Source organism: Actinocrispum wychmicini, from assembly GCF_004345645.1.
Lineage (GTDB): Bacteria > Actinomycetota > Actinomycetes > Mycobacteriales > Pseudonocardiaceae > Kibdelosporangium > Kibdelosporangium wychmicini.
In genome coordinates, this window is sequence record NZ_SLWS01000010.1 from 52,200 (window position 1) to 67,553 (window position 15,354).

General features: G+C 69.6%; 15 protein-coding genes. 14 read left to right on the plus strand and 1 reads right to left on the minus strand.

Features of this window, described 5'->3' with window-relative positions; translation table 11 throughout:
* Positions 1-11: 11 nt before the first annotated feature.
* The 9 genes from EV192_RS37815 to EV192_RS37855 all read left to right on the plus strand — a co-directional run bounded on the left by EV192_RS37815 (position 12) and on the right by EV192_RS37855 (position 8,222).
* Complete coding sequence (locus tag EV192_RS37815; RefSeq protein ID WP_132123744.1) at positions 12-896, plus strand: DUF58 domain-containing protein; 885 nt, start codon at positions 12-14, stop codon at positions 894-896.
* On the plus strand, positions 896-1,888 hold the full coding sequence (locus tag EV192_RS37820; protein WP_132123451.1) for a VWA domain-containing protein: 993 nt from the start codon (positions 896-898) through the stop codon (positions 1,886-1,888). The genes EV192_RS37815 and EV192_RS37820 overlap by 1 nt, the downstream gene beginning before the upstream one ends.
* Before the next feature lie 15 nt (positions 1,889-1,903).
* Entirely contained in the window at positions 1,904-2,500 is a 597-nt protein-coding gene (locus EV192_RS37825; RefSeq protein WP_132123452.1) for a DUF5655 domain-containing protein, read from the plus strand.
* 54 nt (positions 2,501-2,554) lie between these two features.
* The gene (locus EV192_RS37830) at positions 2,555-3,517 is read left to right on the plus strand and encodes a pentapeptide repeat-containing protein (RefSeq protein WP_132123453.1); all 963 of its coding nucleotides are present in this window, start codon (positions 2,555-2,557) and stop codon (positions 3,515-3,517) included.
* A 93-nt stretch (positions 3,518-3,610) separates the two neighbouring features.
* Complete coding sequence (locus EV192_RS37835; protein ID WP_132123454.1) at positions 3,611-4,915, plus strand: MFS transporter; 1,305 nt, start codon at positions 3,611-3,613, stop codon at positions 4,913-4,915.
* Positions 4,890-5,552 (plus strand): response regulator transcription factor, encoded by a 663-nt coding sequence (locus tag EV192_RS37840; protein WP_132123455.1) that lies wholly within the window; start codon positions 4,890-4,892, stop codon positions 5,550-5,552. Before EV192_RS37835 ends, EV192_RS37840 begins: the two co-directional genes overlap by 26 nt.
* 1 nt (position 5,553) lies before the next feature.
* Entirely contained in the window at positions 5,554-6,927 is a 1,374-nt protein-coding gene (locus tag EV192_RS37845) for a sensor histidine kinase (protein WP_132123456.1), read from the plus strand.
* A gap of 2 nt (positions 6,928-6,929) precedes the next feature.
* Entirely contained in the window at positions 6,930-7,862 is a 933-nt protein-coding gene (locus EV192_RS37850) for a TAXI family TRAP transporter solute-binding subunit (protein WP_132123745.1), read from the plus strand.
* 84 nt (positions 7,863-7,946) lie between these two features.
* Complete coding sequence (locus EV192_RS37855) at positions 7,947-8,222, plus strand: GlsB/YeaQ/YmgE family stress response membrane protein (RefSeq protein ID WP_132123457.1); 276 nt, start codon at positions 7,947-7,949, stop codon at positions 8,220-8,222.
* 48 nt (positions 8,223-8,270) lie between these two features.
* On the opposite strand, the gene EV192_RS37860 is transcribed toward EV192_RS37855, so the two are convergent.
* A complete protein-coding gene (locus EV192_RS37860; protein ID WP_132123458.1) occupies positions 8,271-10,712 on the minus strand; it encodes an FtsX-like permease family protein in 2,442 nt (813 codons plus the stop codon).
* Between the two features lie 169 nt (positions 10,713-10,881).
* Here EV192_RS37860 and fabG point away from each other — a divergent pair, with 169 nt between their 5' ends.
* The 5 genes from fabG to EV192_RS37885 all read left to right on the plus strand — a co-directional run bounded on the left by fabG (position 10,882) and on the right by EV192_RS37885 (position 15,335).
* On the plus strand, positions 10,882-11,586 hold the full coding sequence (gene fabG, locus EV192_RS37865) for a 3-oxoacyl-[acyl-carrier-protein] reductase (RefSeq protein ID WP_132123459.1): 705 nt from the start codon (positions 10,882-10,884) through the stop codon (positions 11,584-11,586).
* A gap of 24 nt (positions 11,587-11,610) precedes the next feature.
* The gene (gene fabI / locus EV192_RS37870) at positions 11,611-12,378 is read left to right on the plus strand and encodes an enoyl-ACP reductase FabI (RefSeq protein ID WP_132123460.1); all 768 of its coding nucleotides are present in this window, start codon (positions 11,611-11,613) and stop codon (positions 12,376-12,378) included.
* 20 nt (positions 12,379-12,398) lie between these two features.
* Entirely contained in the window at positions 12,399-13,427 is a 1,029-nt protein-coding gene (locus EV192_RS37875) for a ferrochelatase (RefSeq protein ID WP_132123461.1), read from the plus strand.
* Positions 13,424-13,957 (plus strand): AAA family ATPase, encoded by a 534-nt coding sequence (locus EV192_RS37880; protein ID WP_132123462.1) that lies wholly within the window; start codon positions 13,424-13,426, stop codon positions 13,955-13,957. The genes EV192_RS37875 and EV192_RS37880 overlap by 4 nt, the downstream gene beginning before the upstream one ends.
* Before the next feature lie 145 nt (positions 13,958-14,102).
* Complete coding sequence (locus EV192_RS37885; RefSeq protein ID WP_424923420.1) at positions 14,103-15,335, plus strand: ROK family transcriptional regulator; 1,233 nt, start codon at positions 14,103-14,105, stop codon at positions 15,333-15,335.
* The last annotated feature ends 19 nt before the right edge of the window (positions 15,336-15,354 follow it).

Genomic DNA, 15,354 nt, shown 5'->3' on the forward strand with positions numbered 1-15,354 from the left:
GGGGCGAGCGGATGGAAGCCGGGCTGCGGCTGCTCGAACTGGACGTCCGCCGCCGGCTCGACGGCCTGTTGCAGGGCAACCACCTCGGCCTCGTGCCCGGACCGGGCACCGAGCCGGGGGAGGCGCGGCCGTACCAGCCCGGCGACGACGTGCGCCGGATGGACTGGGCGGTCACGGCCCGCACCACCACGCCGCACATCCGGGAGACGGTCGCGGACCGTGAGCTGGAGACGTGGCTGGCGGTCGACCTGTCACCGAGCCTGGAATTCGGCACGGCAGCCTGCGAGAAACGTGACCTCGTCGTCGCCTCGGTGGCCGCGGTCGCGCATCTGACGCGCGGCGGCGGCAACCGCATCGGTGCCGTTGTGTCGACAGGTGCGCGTTCCGCACGCATCCCCGCGCGCGGCGGCCTTGCCTACGCCCGCGGCCTGATCCGTAAGGTCGCGGAGACGCCGAGTGCCCCGGACGGCACCGCCGGCGACCTGGCCGAGCTGCTGGAACAGCTCCGCCGGCCGCCCCGCCGCCGCGGCCTCATCGTGGTGATCTCCGACTTCCTCGGCGAGATCAACTGGCAGCGCGCGCTGCGCGGCCTGTCCGGCCGGCACGACCTGATCGCCATCGAGGTGGTCGACCCCCGCGATCTCGACCTGCCGGACATCGGCTCGGTCGTGCTCTACGACCCGGAGGCCGGCCGGCAACGGGAGATCGAGGCCACCCCGGTGCTGCGCCGGGAGTTCGCGGCCGCCGCCGCGCACCACCGGGCCGAGGTCGCCGCGGCCGTCCGCCGAGCCGGCGCGGGCCATCTGGTCCTGCGCACCGACTCGGACTGGGTGGCCGACACCGTGCGGTTCGTCGTCGCCCGCAAACGTCGTTGGTCCGGAGGGGGTGTGGCCTGATGTTCGGCCTCAGCCTGAGCAGGTTCGTGGACGGTTGGTGGTTCCTGCTGCTCATCCTGGTCGGCGTGCTCGTCGCCGGGTACGTGTGGACGCAGCGCAAGCGCCGCACGAAGACCATGCGGTTCACCAACCTGGCGCTGCTGGAACGGGTGGCGCCGAAGCGCTCCCGGCGCTGGCGGCATATGCCGATCGCGCTGCTGATGGCGGCGCTCGCCCTGTTCACCATCGCGCTGGCCGGCCCGACCGCCGAGGCCAAGGTGCCGCGCAACCGGGCGACCGTGCTGCTGGTGATCGACGTGTCGCTGTCGATGGAGTCCACCGACGTCAAGCCGAACCGGCTGGAAGCCGCGCAGGCGGCCGCCCGCGCGTTCGCGCAGGGCCTCACCCCGGGCATCAACCTGGGTCTGATCTCGTTCGCCGGCACCGCGACCGTGCTCGTGTCGCCGACCACGTCCCGTCAAGGGGTGATCAAGGCCATCGACACGCTCCGGTTGGCCCAGTCCACCGCGACCGGTGAGGCGATTTTCTCGGCGCTGCAGTCGATCGAGGGATTCTCCCAAGTCGTCGGCGGTCCGGAAGGGCCACCGCCGGCGCGCATCGTGTTGATGAGTGACGGCAAACAAACGATTCCCACCGACAACCAGGACGACCCGCGCGGTATGTTCACCGCCGCCCGCGCGGCCTCGGACGCGAAGATCCCGGTGTCCACGATTTCGTTCGGCACCAGCACCGGCACGGTCAATATCGACGGCCGGGACACCCAGGTCCCGGTGGACGACGATTCGCTGCGTGAGGTCGCCCGGCTGTCCGGCGGCGAGTTCTACAAGGCGGCGACCGCGGACGAGCTGCGTAAGGTGTACGACACTTTGGGTGAACAAATCGGTTATGAGGTGAAAGACGCCGATGCCAGCCGTCCATGGTTGATACTGGGCACCGTCGTGGCGGTCACCGCCGCGGCCAGTGCGCTGTTCATCGGACAGCGCCTGCCGTGACACGCGGGAGGGCCCATGGTCGACGCCAAGGACTGGCGGGAGATGCATGAGTGGTCCGCCCAGCTGCTGAGGCGCCAGACCGGCCAGACCGTGGAGGACTGGAACCGAACCATCCGGGAGACCGGGATCACCAACCGGGACGAACTGCAGGACTGGCTGAAGACCCGCAACATCAACGGCTACGCCCAGCAACTGCTGATCATGGAACGGTTCGGCTACCCGGAGTTCCTGCTCAAGACGGCCGAGGAACTGGTCGAGGAGCAGTTCGCCGACCGGCGGCACCTGCGTCCGGTGTTCGACGAGGTGATCGAGGCCGGTGTCGGCATCGCCCACCAGGGCCTGGTGGAGGTCCAGGCCCGCAAGACGTTCGTGGCCCTGCGGACCAGGCGCCGGAAGTTCGCGGTGGTGAAGGCGACCACCAAGACCCGGATCGACCTGGGCCTGCGGATCGTCGACATGAACAGCGGCCACCAACGGTTCGCCGCGCGCCTGCAGTCCGCCAAAGTCCTGCGCGACGACACGATGACCCACCGGATCCCGTTGACCCGGCTGGAGGACGTGGACGACGAGGTCTGCTACTGGCTCGCGGTGGCGTACGAACAGAACACCTGAGTCCACCTGGGAACGACGGGTGACAATCGTGGGATCACGCTCGACGATGGCGGCATGACTGTGCCACGTCGCAGGCTCGTGCCCACCGGGGTGTTCGTAGGTGGGCGCCGTGCGCGACGCGGGCTGCGACCTGTGGCACGTCGACAGCGGCGCCCGGTGAACTGGACGGCCATCACCTCGGCGGTGACCGTGGTGACCGCGGTCGGTGCGTTGATCTTCACCGGCCTGTCCCTCAACGCGACCCGGGACCAGGTGGGCATCGCGCAGGCGCAGAACGCCGTGGCCGAGCAAGGGCAGGTCACCGACCGCTACAGCAAGGCCGTGGAGCAGATCGGCCAACGCGGGGACGACCACCTGCAGGTCCGGCTGGGCGGCGTCTACGCGCTGGAACGCCTGGCCCGCGACTCGCCGCGGGACCAGCCCACGATCATCGAGGTCCTCAGTGCGTTCGTCCGCACCAGCGTGGAAACCCCCGTCGAGGCCCAGGGGCCGGGCGCCGCCTGTCCGCAGCGGCCGGTCGCGCCGGACGTGCAAGCCGCCCTGACCGTCCTGGGGCGCCGTGATGCGACTCACGACGGTAACGCCCACATCGACCTGGCCAACACCTGCCTGGACAAGGTCGACCTGACTGGCGCGAACCTGGTGGGAGCCAACCTGGTCCGCACCCACATGTCCGGCGCGGCAATGGAATTCGCCGACCTACGGGACGCGGTCCTGACGCGCGCCAACCTCGCCGGCGCCAAACTCAGCGGTGCCAACCTGCTCAACGCCCGCCTGCTCCGGGTGGACCTGTCCAAGGCCGCTCTCGGCGAGGCGCGCCTTGAAAACGCGAACCTCATCGAGGCACTCCTGCAAGGCGCCAGTCTTTACGCCGCACATCTCAACGGCGCACTGCTGAGCGGCGCGGATCTCTCCAGAGCGGACTTCAGCGGCGCGGATCTCACCGACGTGGATCACCTGCGTGCCGTGACCGTGGAGACCCACAAGGACCAGGCGACGATCGGCGCCTGGTGGTGACTTTCCTAAGCGGATGTTAGGAGTTGGGCACTGGTCTTGTCCGTGGCGCTGGGTGGCCGGGAGTGTGGTGGGGTCACGTGACAAGGAGGTCCGATGGCAGTTGTCGCCCAGTCCGGGGAGCGCCGGGTTGTCCGGAACGTCATTCGCGGGTCGATCGGGAACCTGATCGAATGGTACGACTGGTACGCCTACACCGCGTTCAGCATCTACTTCGCCAGCACGTTCTTTCCGTCCGGTGACCAGACCGCACAATTGCTCAACACGGCCGGGATCTTCGCGGTCGGGTTCCTCATGCGGCCGATCGGTGGATACGTGTTGGGCCGGTTCGCCGACCGGTTCGGGCGCCGGACCGCGTTGACGTTGTCCGTCACGCTGATGGCGCTCGGGTCGTTGATCATCACGGTCACTCCCGGGTACGGGACCATCGGGGTGGCCGCGCCGGTCATTCTGGTGATCGCCCGGTTGTTGCAGGGGCTTTCGGTCGGTGGGGAGTACGCCACCTCCGCCACCTATCTGTCCGAAGTGGCCAGCCGGGGGAAACGCGGCTACTACTCGAGCTTCCAGTACGTCACCCTCATCTCCGGGCAGCTCATCGCGTTGGCCCTGCAGATCGTGTTGCAGCAGGTGTTGACCGACCATCAGCTGACCACCTGGGGATGGCGGATCGCGTTCGGGGTCGGCGCGGTCGGCGCGGTCGCCGTCATGTGGTTGCGCCGCACCATGGACGAGTCCGAGAGCTTCCAGAACCGGACCAGGACTGCGGAGGACGGCACGCTGCGGCTGCTGCTCAAGTACCCGAAGGAATGCCTGATCGTGTTCGGGCTGACCCTGGGCGGCACGGTCGCGTTCTACACGTACACCACCTACCTGCAGAAGTTCATGGTCAACACCAGCCACATCGACAAGACCACGGTCACCTGGATCAACTTCATCGCGCTGGCCGTGTTCATGGGCATCCAGCCGCTCGCCGGCAAACTGTCCGACCGGGTCGGCCGACGTCCGCTGTTGATGTTCTTCGGGATCGCCGGCACCGTCGTCACCGTGCCGCTGCTGACCCTGCTGTCGCACACGAAGAACCCGGTCGTGGCGTTCCTGCTGATGACGGTCGCCTTGTCGATCGTCACCGGGTACACGTCGATCAACGCGATCGTGAAGGCCGAACTGTTCCCGACCGGGATCCGCGCGTTGGGGGTGGGGTTGCCGTACGGGCTGACCGTCGCCATATTCGGGGGGACGGCGGAGTACGTCGCGCTCGGGTTGAAGCAGGCTGGGGTCGAGACACTGTTCTACTGGTACGTGTCGGCGTGCATCCTGGTTTCGCTCGTCGTGTACTGGACGATGCGCGAGACTTCTTCTGCATCGGAGTTGGAACATGAGGGTGCTGCTCGTCGAGGATGACGACGGTGTGGGTGACGCGCTGACCGAGGCGCTGGCCGCGCGTGGGCACGTGCCGACCAGGGTGACCAGGGGCGCGGACGCGTTGACCAGGCATCAGGGCGTCGACGTGGTGCTGCTGGACCTCGGGTTGCCCGACCACGACGGCATGGACGTGCTGCGGATGCTCAAGGCCATCGCGGACGTGCCGATCCTCGTGCTCACCGCGCGCGGTGACGAACGGTCAGTGGTCCGCGGGCTGAAGATCGGCGCGGACGACTACATGGTCAAGCCGGTCCGGCTGGCCGAACTGCTGGCGAGGATGGACACCATCACCCGGCGGGCCGCCCAGGCCCAGGAGGAACACCACACGAGGGTGGTGCGGGTGTCCGATGTGGAGATCGACCTCGGCGCGCGGCGGGTCACCGCGGGCGACCGGGTCGTGCCGTTGACCACGATGGAGTTCAACCTGCTCGCGGTGCTGGCCGGCCAGGCCGGCACCGCGGTCAGCCGGCAGACGTTGATGTTCGAGGTGTGGGGCAACGTGGGCGTCGGGCTGTCCCGCGCGTTGGACGTGCACGTCGCGTCGCTGCGTGGCAAGCTCGACCGGCCCGGCCTGTTGACCACCATCCGGGGCTTCGGATACCGGCTGGACGGCTGACGTGCGGACACGCCTGCTGGTGGTGCTGCTCGTGCTGTCCGCCGCCGCCGTCGCCGCGTTCGCCGGGCCGCTGCTGGCGAGCACGGCGTCGACCCGCACCCAGGCGCTGGTGATCGAACGGACCAGCGAGATGGACCGGTTCGCCGCGCTGGCCCAACAGGCCGGCGAATCCGGCGACCTCGGGCAACTGGCGTCAGAGGTGCAGGCGTACAGCAACCTGTACGGCGAAGCTGTGCTCGTCGTGGACGCGCGGCGCACGCAGCTCGTCGCGGCGGGCGGTCTGAGCGCGGACGACCCCGCGCTGGAGCCGTTGATCGACGGGGCGCTGCGTAACCAGCCAGGTCCGGAGGTCGCCGAACTGCGGCCTTGGTCCAGCGGATATGTGCTGCTGACGCGTCCGGTCGGCGCGGGCACGCGGGTCGCGGGCGCCGTGGTGATGCGCGCGTCCGTCTCGGCCGCCGCCGCGGCCGTGGCGCAGGACTGGTTGGTGATCGTGCTGGGGGCGTTGGTCGCGGCGTTCCTGTTCGTGCTGCTGGCTTTTGTGCTGTCCCGATGGGTACTGAAGCCGTTGGCGCAGTTGGAACACGGCGTGCGCGCACTGGCCGCGGGGAGGCGGCGGACGCACGTGCCCGCGAAGGCGGGGCCGAAGGAGCTGCGGACGTTGGGGGCGTCGTTCAACCGTATGTCCGACGCGGTCGACGAGGCCGCCGAGCAGCAACGACGGCTCGTGGCGGACGCGTCCCACCAGATGCGCAACCCGATGGCGGCGTTGCGGCTGCGGGTGGACTCGCTGGCCGACCAGGTGACGCCGGCCGGGACGACCACCTACCGCGGCTGCGTGACCGAGGTCGAACGGATGGAGTCGTTGCTGGACGGCCTGTTCGCGCTGGCCACCGCGGAGAACGTGCGGCTGGCCGACGACTCCGGGTGTGATGTGGCGGCCCTGCTGTGGGAGCGTGCCGACGCGTGGAAGGCGTCCGCCGAGGCCGCCGGGGTCGACATCCCGCAGGTGTCCATTATGGACGAAGCGCGGGTCGCGATGCCCGAGGGCGAACTGGCGCAGGTGCTGGACGTGTTGCTGGACAACGCGATCAAGTACGCGGGCCGGGGCGCGCGGGTGGCGATGACCGCACGGGTGGAGAACGGGACGGCGACGATCACGGTCTCGGACAGTGGTCCGGGTCTGCCGCCGGAGGACCGCGCGCGTGCCACCCAACGGTTCTGGCGGTCCGCGCGGGCCGGCGCGGGCGGCACCGGTCTCGGGCTGGCGATCGCCGAACGGCTGGTCACCGCCCGGGGCGGGAAGATCGCGATCGGGGCCGCGCACCCGCACGGCCTCGTGGTGCACGTGTCGCTGCCGGTGGAGGCGCCGTGACCATGAGAAGCTTGATCACCAGAAGGTCACTGCTGCTCAGCGTGCCCGCGCTGGTCGCGTGCGGCGCCGGCGACGACCGTTCGCTCACGGTCGCGGCCGGCGAGGAAGGCGGCTTCTACCTCGCCTTCGCCAAGCTCCTGGCCGATCAGGTCAACCAGGCGGACGTCGGGCTGCGCTGCACGGCCGCCGCGACCGAGGCCAGCGTCGAGAACCTGGGCATGCTCAGCACCGGCAAGGCCGACCTGGCGCTCGTCCTTGCCGACACCGCCCTGACGGCGATCGCCGGTGGCCGTCCCTTCACGACACCCGTGCCGTTGCTGGCACTTGGCCGGGTGTACGAGAACTACATGCAGCTCGTGGTGCGAAAGGATGGTCCCGTTCGGACAGTCGCGGACCTGGCCGGACGTACAGTGTCGTTCGGCGCCGCCGGATCGGGCGCCGCTTTGTTCGGCGAGCGGCTGCTGGCCGCGTCCGGCAGCCGGCCCCAGGTGGAGCACCTCCCGCTGGCCGACGCGGTCGCCGCGCTCACCGCCCGGCGGATCGACGCGCTGCTCTGGTCGGGTGGGCTGCCCACGCCGGCCCTGGCCGACCTGGACAGCCGGATCGGCATCCTGCTGGTGTCCCTCGAGGACGTCACCCAGAAGCTGCGGCTGGCCTACGGCCCGGTTTACGAGTCGGTCCTGGTGCCGCCTGGCGCGTACCAGCAGGTGCGGGACATCCGCACCGCCGGCGTGGCCAACCTGCTGGTCTGCACCCCGAACCTGCCCGACGACGTGGCCGGGTCGGTGGTGTCCGTGCTGGTCAAGCGGGCCGCGCAGCTCGTGCCCCAGCAGGCCGTCGGCACCCAGTTCCTGGACCCCAGGACGCTGATCGGTACGGTCGGCGTCCCCCTGCACCCGGGCGCCGCGGCCCGGTACCGGCAACTGCACGGGTGATGTTTGATGGTTTCAACGTGCCGAAAACGGGCATTCCTGAGACCGTAGGAACCAGTTGCGGTCCGTATCCCAGGAGCGTGTGGCATGACGATCCAATCGGTCATAGGCGCGATCGTGATCGGCCTGATCATCGGTGCGCTGGCCCGGCTGATCCTGCCCGGCAAGCAGAACATCCCCATCTGGCTAACCATCGTGGTCGGCGTCGTCGCCGCGTTCATCGGCACCGGGATCGCCCGGTGGCTGCATGTCGCGGACACCAAGGGCATCGACTGGATCGAGCTGTTGCTCCAGTTGGGCACCGCCGTCGTCCTGGTCGGCATCGTCGGCGGCCTGTACGGCAGCAGAAAGTCGCATCAATGAGGCAGGCGGCCCGCCCGGACTCCGGGCGGGCCGCCTGATCTCGTAACGCTACGGGGCCACGACGGTGTCCACCGGTCGTTGCCTGGTGGCGATCCAGGCTGGCACGAGGGTGGCCGCCATGGTGAGCAGACCGACCGCCCCGGCCACCACCAGGAAGATCCACAGTGGACCGTCCGGGAGCACCGAACCCCGGGCGGAGATGGCGAACGGCACCAGCGAGCCGGCCGAGATCGCGGTGCCGAGCACCAGGCCGGTGACCGCGATCAGCGCGCCCTCCACGCCGGCCATCCGCATCACCTGACCGCGCCGGGCGCCGGACAGCCGCAGCAGCCCGAACTCGCGGCGCCGGTCCGCGGTCTCCACCACCAGGGTGTTGATCACGGTGATCGCCGTGTACAGCACGATCAGCCCGGCCAGCAGGTAGTTGATCCACGCGCTGGTCCGCTGGTCCTCGGCGTAACTCGCGGTCAGCACCGACCGGTCCACCACCTGCGCGTTCGGGACGTGCACGTTGGCGGCGGAGCCGCGGGCCATGATCCGGGTGGCCGCGCCGGTGTCGGTGTGCTCGGCGACGAGCTGCGCCGGGAGCAGCGCGGTCTCGAACGCCTGGTCCTCGTTGAGCAGGGCCACGATCCTGGTGTCGACCGTCCGGCCGTCCCCGAACCGCATGGTGACCGTGTCGCCGATGCCCCGCTTCATCGCCTCCGCGTGCCTGGCGGGCAGCGCGACTGTGTTGCCGGTCAACGAGTCCAGCGACCCGGAGGCGAGGTCGACCGCGGTCAGCGCGGACGCGCCGGAGGCCGTGACGCCCTGCAGCGCCAGGCCGTCGTCACCCTGCTTCGAGTCGTACGGCGCGTCCACGTAGCCCGTGCTGGTCACCCACGCCGAGGCCGCGGTGACTCCCGGCGTGGCCCGCAGCTGCGCCACGACGTCGGGGGAGAAGCCGCCAGACGTCGACTGCAGCACGAAGTCCGCCCGCAGGCTCCGGTCGTACGCCTCCTGAGAGGCTTTGACGGACGTGGTCTGGATGTAGATCTGCGCCAGGGCGAACCCGGAGGCGAGCATCACCGGCGCGATCGCCGCGGCCAGCTGGATCCGGCGGACCTTGGCGTTGCTCAACGCCAGCGACCCGGGGACCGACGACAGCGCACGGACCGGCCACTTCAGCACGGCCAGGACCACCCGGCTGACACCGGGAGCGAGCAGGGAGAAGGCGAACGCCCACAACAGCACTGCCGGGCCCGCGGTGGACGCGGCGATCGGGCCGTGCATGGCCGTGACCGTGACGATCGCCAACGCGAGCCCACCCAGGCAGCACAACGTTCCCGCGATGGCCCGGAACGGCGTGAGCCACTTGCGCTGCACGGCGGCCTCGGCGAGCGCCTCGGTCGGTCGGGTCTGTGCGGCGCGTCGGGCCGCCGCCATGGCCGCGACCTGGGACGTGAGGATGGCGGCGCCGACCCCGACGACCGACGGGATCCAGCCCTGGTGGAACTCGATCACCGAGTCGACCACGCCCTTGCCGGCGAACTGCGTGAACAGCCACCGGCCCACCAGCGAGCCCGGGATCCACGCCGCCGCCGTCGCCAGCACCGACAGCACCAGGGCCTCGAAGAACACCATCCGCCGGACCTGCCGCGGCGTCGTCCCGATCGCCCGCAGCAGCGCGATCTCCCGTTTGCGCTGGCGGATCGACAGGCCGAGGGTGCTGGCGACGACCATCATCAGGACCATCACGGCGAACCCGCCGAACACGCCGGCGATCGTGATCAGCAGCTCGCTGCTCTTCAACGCCGCCGGGTACTCCGCCGCGCCGCGGTCCTCACCGGTCAGCGCCGAGACCGTGAACGTCTTCTTGATCTGTGACGCCAGGTCGGACACGTCCGTGCCGTTGGTCACCGTCAGCCCGATCGACGTCAGCTTGCCCAGCCGGGTCGCGTCCGACGCGGCGAAGTAGATCCCGTCCTGGGGGAAGACCCCGGACACGGTGTACTGCCGCGTCTCGCCGCGCACCGAGATCGACACCTGGTCGCCGACCTGGCCGGACCCCAGCACGACCTGCCCGGCCCGCGGTTCGGCGCCGGTCAACGACCCCTGCGCCAGCTGGGCCGACTCCCAGCCGTGCCCGGTCGTCGACGTCCCGTTGACGTACGCCGGGAACGACACGTCCCCGACCGCACGGGCCACGCCGGAGACCCCGGCCAGCTTCCCGACCAGCCCGGGGTCGAGCGCGACCTGCTCGGACAGCAACGCCCTCTCGGTGTCCTCCTCCTCGTCGGCGGGGTCGCGCTTCGGCAGCTCGTAGTGCCGGTCACCGGTCACCACGATGTCCGCGCCGGCGAACCGGTGCGTCGGAATGGCCGTCCTGATGCCGGTCTCCATCAGCCCACCGCACGCCATCACGATCATCGCGCCGAGGAACAACGCGATGAACGTGGCGACGAAACCCCCCTTGCGGTAGCGCAGCGTCCGCAACGTCAGGCGCACCATGACTACACCGTCCCCAAATCCTTGGTCACATGTTTGTTGGTCCTGACGCTATTGCCAGCGGTGGTGCTGTCCCTATGGTGCTGAACAGCCAGTTTGTTGGGGGGCTAGCCCTACCTTGGGGAACGCGGGCCAGTAGATTGTGCGCGCGGGAGACAGCGAGGAGAAACGCGTGGCACGGTCGGTATTGATCACTGGCGGTAACCGGGGCATCGGGCTGGCGATCGCCCGCGCGTTCGCCGACCAAGGCGACAAGGTGGCGGTCACCCACCGGGGGGCCGAGGTCCCCGAGGGGTTGCTTGGCGTCAAGTGCGACGTCACCGACACCGAACAGGTCGACCAGGCGTTCGCGGACATCGAGGCGGCGCACGGGCCGGTGGAGGTGCTGGTGTCCAACGCCGGCATCACCGACGACACGCTGCTGATGCGGATGAGCGAGGACCAGTTCACCCGGGTGCTCGACGCGAACCTGACGGGCGCGTTCCGGGTCGCCAAGCGGGCGTCCCGCGGCATGCTGAAGAAGCGCTGGGGCCGGATGATCTTCGTCTCGTCGGTCGTCGGCCTGATGGGCAGCGCCGGGCAGGCGAACTACGCGGCCAGCAAGGCCGGCCTGGTCGGGTTCGCCCGGTCGATGGCCCGCGAGCTGGGCAGCCGGAACATCACGTCGAACGTGGTCGCGCCCGGCTTCGTGGCCACCGAGATGACGGCCGTGCTGTCCGAGGACCGCAAGAAGGAGATCCTGGCGCAGGTCCCGATCGGCCGGTACGCCGACACCGCGGAGATCGCCGGGGCGGTCACGTTCCTGGCCTCGGACGCCGCCGCGTACATCACCGGTGCCGTGATCCCCGTCGACGGCGGCCTCGGCATGGGCCACTGACACCACTTTCTGGAGGAGACAAGAGTGAGCGGACTGCTCGAAGGCAAGCGGCTGCTGATCACGGGCGTGATCACCGACAGTTCCATCGCGTTCAGCGTGGCCAGGATCGCCCAGGAACAGGGCGCGAAGGTCGTGCTGACCGGGTACGGCCGGCTCAGCCTGGTCGAGCGGATCGCCCAGCGGCTGCCCGAGCCGGCGCCGGTGATCGAGCTGGACGTGAGCAACTCCGACCACCTGGCCGGGCTGGCCGACAAGGTCCGCGAGCACGTGGACGGCCTGGACGGCGTGGTCCACTCGATCGGGTTCGCGCCCGCGTCCTGCCTGGGCAACCCGTTCCTGGAGGCGCCGTGGGAGGACGTGGCCACGACCCTGCACGTCTCCACGTACTCGTTCATGTCGCTGACCAAGTCCGTGCTGCCGCTGCTCAGCGAGGGCGCGTCGGTCGTGGGCATGGACTTCGACGCACGCCAGGCGTGGCCCGCGTACAACTGGATGGGCGTGGCCAAGGCCGGCCTGGAGTCCACCACCCGGTACCTGGCCAAGGAACTCGGCCCGAAGCACGTGCGGGTGAACCTGGTCGCGGCCGGCCCGGTCCGGACCATGGCGGCCAAGTCGATCCCGGGGTTCAAGGACATCGAGGAGCAGTGGGGCCCGCGCGCGCCGCTGGGTTGGAAGGTCGACGACCCGGAGCCGGTGGGGAAGTCGGTGTGCGCCTTGCTGTCCGACTGGCTGCCTGCCACGACGGGGTCGATGGTCTGGGTTGACGGAGGCTTCCACGCCGTAGGAATGTGACAGGTGCCAGGATGGGCAGGGTGAGCGTCGACGCACTGCTGTGGCTGTCCTTCGGTGGGCCGGAGGGGCCCGCGGATGTCCGGCCGTTCCTGGAGAACGTGACCCGTGGCCGGGGTGTGCCGCCGGAGCGGCTCGACGAGGTCGAGCAGCACTACCAGCACTTCGGCGGCGTCTCACCGATCAACGAGCTGAACCGGGACGCGATCGCCGCGGTCGAGGGCGAGTTGGCGGCCCGGGACATGAAGCTCCCAGTGTACTTCGGCAACCGCAACTGGCATCCGATGGTGGAGGACACTGTCGCGCGGATGGCGGCCGACGGCGTGAAGCGCGCGCTCGTGTTCCCGACGAGCGCGTACGGCGGCTACTCGGCCTGTCGGCAGTACGACGAGGACATCATCCGCGCGCGTGCGGCCGTTCCCGATGCGCCTGAACTGGTGAAAGTCCGCCAGTTCTTCGACCATCCGCTGTTCGTCGAGGCGTTCGCAGACGCTGTACGCGGCGCGCTCGTGACCTTGCCGGACGACGCCCGGCTGGTGTTCACCGCGCACTCCGTGCCCCTTGCCGCGGACAACGCGGCCGGCCCGCCGGACGAGGGCGGCAGGCGGTACTCGCGTCAGATCGCCGAGGCGGCGCGGCTCGTCGCTGGCAAGGTCGGGGTCGCCGAGTACGACGTGGTGTGGCAGTCCCGGTCCGGCCCGCCGCGGATCCCGTGGCTCGACCCGGACATCGTGGACCACATTGAGGCGCTGAGCGCCCAGGGGGTCGGCGCGGTCGCGGTGTGCCCGGTCGGGTTCGTCAGCGACCACCTCGAAGTGATCTGGGACCTGGACAACGAGGCCGCCGAGAAAGCCGCCGAACTGGGCATGCTGTTCGCCCGCGCGGGCACCCCGTCCAGCGACCCGAGGTTCGCCGACCTGGTCGTCGAACTGGTCCGCGAACACACCGACGGGGTCGAGCCGCGCAAGCTCTCGACCATGCCCGCCGCCGGCTGCACGGTCAACGGCGCCCCCTGCGCGGTGGGCTGTTGCGAGCGAGTCACCCGCCCTTGAACCGGTTCGTGATCATCACCGGCGTCGCGGGCGGTGGCAAGACGACGCTGATCAACGCGTTGCGAAGTCTGGGCTACGCTTGCGTCCCGGAGGCCGCCAGGGAGATCATCCGCGACCAGATGACCATCGGCGGCCGCGCGTTGCACCAGGTCGACCCCGAGCTGTTCGCGGAGATCATGCTGTCCTGGGAGGTCCGCTCGTACCGCGAGGCCACCCAGCTGTCCGGGGTGGTGCTGTTCGACCGGGGCATCCCGGACCTGATCGGCTACCACCGGCTGATCGGCCTGTCGGTACCGCCGTACGTCATCGCGGCGACGAACATGTACCGCTACCACACGCGTGTCTTCGTCGCGCCGCCGTGGCCGGAGATCTACGTCAACGACGAGGAACGCACCCACGGCTTCGACGAGGTCCTGCGTACCCACGAAGCCATCGCGAGCGCGTACATCGAGCACGGCTACGAGCCGATCATCCTGCCGAAGGTGAGCGTCGCCGAACGCGTGGCCTTCGTCCGCCAGTACTTGCCGTAACCCGGGCGGGTGCGCCCGTTGCCGCTGGTGGCAGATCTCTCCTTGGTTACTGGTCTTGACCAATCTCATGCTGGTGACTAGCGTCACCTCAAATCGTCTGGGAAGTTACCAGATTAATTTTGCCCCAATTGACCGGGAGAGCCGAGTGAGAGCCGGGAGTCCGCGGCTGCTTCGCGAGATCAACGATCGCGCGGCCATCGACGCGCTGTTGCGTGATGGTCCGTTGACGCGGTCTGAGCTGGAGTACGCCATCGGCCTGTCCAAGCCGGCGACCGCGCAGCTGTTGGCCCGGCTTGAGGAGGAGGGTGTCGTCGTCCGCGAGGGCCTGCGGGGCGGCGGCCGTGGCCCGCGGGCTCAGCTGTGGGCGGTGAACGGGTCGATCGCGAACATCGCCGCCGTCGACCTGACCCCGCGTGGCCTGGACGTCGTGATCGCGGACGTGTCCGGCGCGACCCTGGCCGAGTACCTACACCCGCAGTCCGCGCGGGGCACCGCCGACGAGGTGGTCGGCGGGTTCCGCCAGGCTGTGGTCACCGCGTGCGAGATGGCCGGGCGGACCGTGGAAGACCTGACGCACGTCATTGTCGGCGCGCCCGGCGCGGTCAACCCACGCACCGGGCACCTGTGGCTGGCGCCGCACATGCCGGCGTGGGAGGGCTTCGACATGCCCGGCCGGCTCACCGACGAGATCGGGGTGCCGGTCAGCATCGAGAACGACGTGAACCTGGTGGCACTGGAGGAGATGTCCGCCGGCATCGCGGTCGAGACGCGCAACTTCGTGATGGTCTGGCTGGACCAGGGCATCGGTGGCGCGATCGTGATGGACCGCAAGCTGGTGCGCGGTGCCACCGGCGGCGCGGGCGAGATCGACTGGATGTACGTGCCTGACCGGGCCGCCGCCGACACCGGGATCCCACCGACCGGGACCCGGTTCGGTGACCTGGTCAGCTCGCCGTCGGTGGTGAAGCTGGCCAAGGCGCACGGCATCGCCGCGCGCAACGGCTGGACCGCGGTGACCAGGGCGGTCCAACTCATGGCTTCCGGACAGCAGCAGGGGGAACCGTTCCTCACCGACCTGGCCCGCCGGGTCGCCACCGGCGTCGCCGGACTGGTCAGCGTGATGGACCCGGAACTGGTGCTGCTGTGCGGAAAGACCGGCCTCGCGGGCGGGGAGACCCTGTGCCGGTTGATCAGTACGGAGCTGCGGAGCATGGTGGTACCCCGCACACCCGTGGCGTTCAGCGCGCTCGGCGTCAATGCCGTACGAGCGGGCGCGTTGCACTCCGCCCTCGCGGTGGTCCGGGAGCAGGTGTTCGGACTCACCGGCCACATCACCGAACCGTCGCGCCGGCAGGTAGTCAGTCCCGCTGACGCATAAAGAATGTGTCCCTGATGAG

Bases quoted from the DNA above. Each gene is read 5' to 3' on its own strand.
- EV192_RS37815 (WP_132123744.1), top strand. From the start codon at position 12: ATGGAAGCCGGGCTGCGGCTGCTCGAACTGGACGTCCGCCGCCGGCTC.
- EV192_RS37820 (WP_132123451.1), top strand. From the start codon at position 896: ATGTTCGGCCTCAGCCTGAGCAGGTTCGTGGACGGTTGGTGGTTCCTG.
- EV192_RS37825 (WP_132123452.1), top strand. From the start codon at position 1,904: ATGGTCGACGCCAAGGACTGGCGGGAGATGCATGAGTGGTCCGCCCAG.
- EV192_RS37830 (WP_132123453.1), top strand. From the start codon at position 2,555: ATGACTGTGCCACGTCGCAGGCTCGTGCCCACCGGGGTGTTCGTAGGT.
- EV192_RS37835 (WP_132123454.1), top strand. From the start codon at position 3,611: ATGGCAGTTGTCGCCCAGTCCGGGGAGCGCCGGGTTGTCCGGAACGTC.
- EV192_RS37840 (WP_132123455.1), top strand. From the start codon at position 4,890: ATGAGGGTGCTGCTCGTCGAGGATGACGACGGTGTGGGTGACGCGCTG.
- EV192_RS37850 (WP_132123745.1), top strand. From the start codon at position 6,930: ATGAGAAGCTTGATCACCAGAAGGTCACTGCTGCTCAGCGTGCCCGCG.
- EV192_RS37855 (WP_132123457.1), top strand. From the start codon at position 7,947: ATGACGATCCAATCGGTCATAGGCGCGATCGTGATCGGCCTGATCATC.
- EV192_RS37860 (WP_132123458.1), bottom strand. From the start codon at position 10,712: ATGGTGCGCCTGACGTTGCGGACGCTGCGCTACCGCAAGGGGGGTTTC.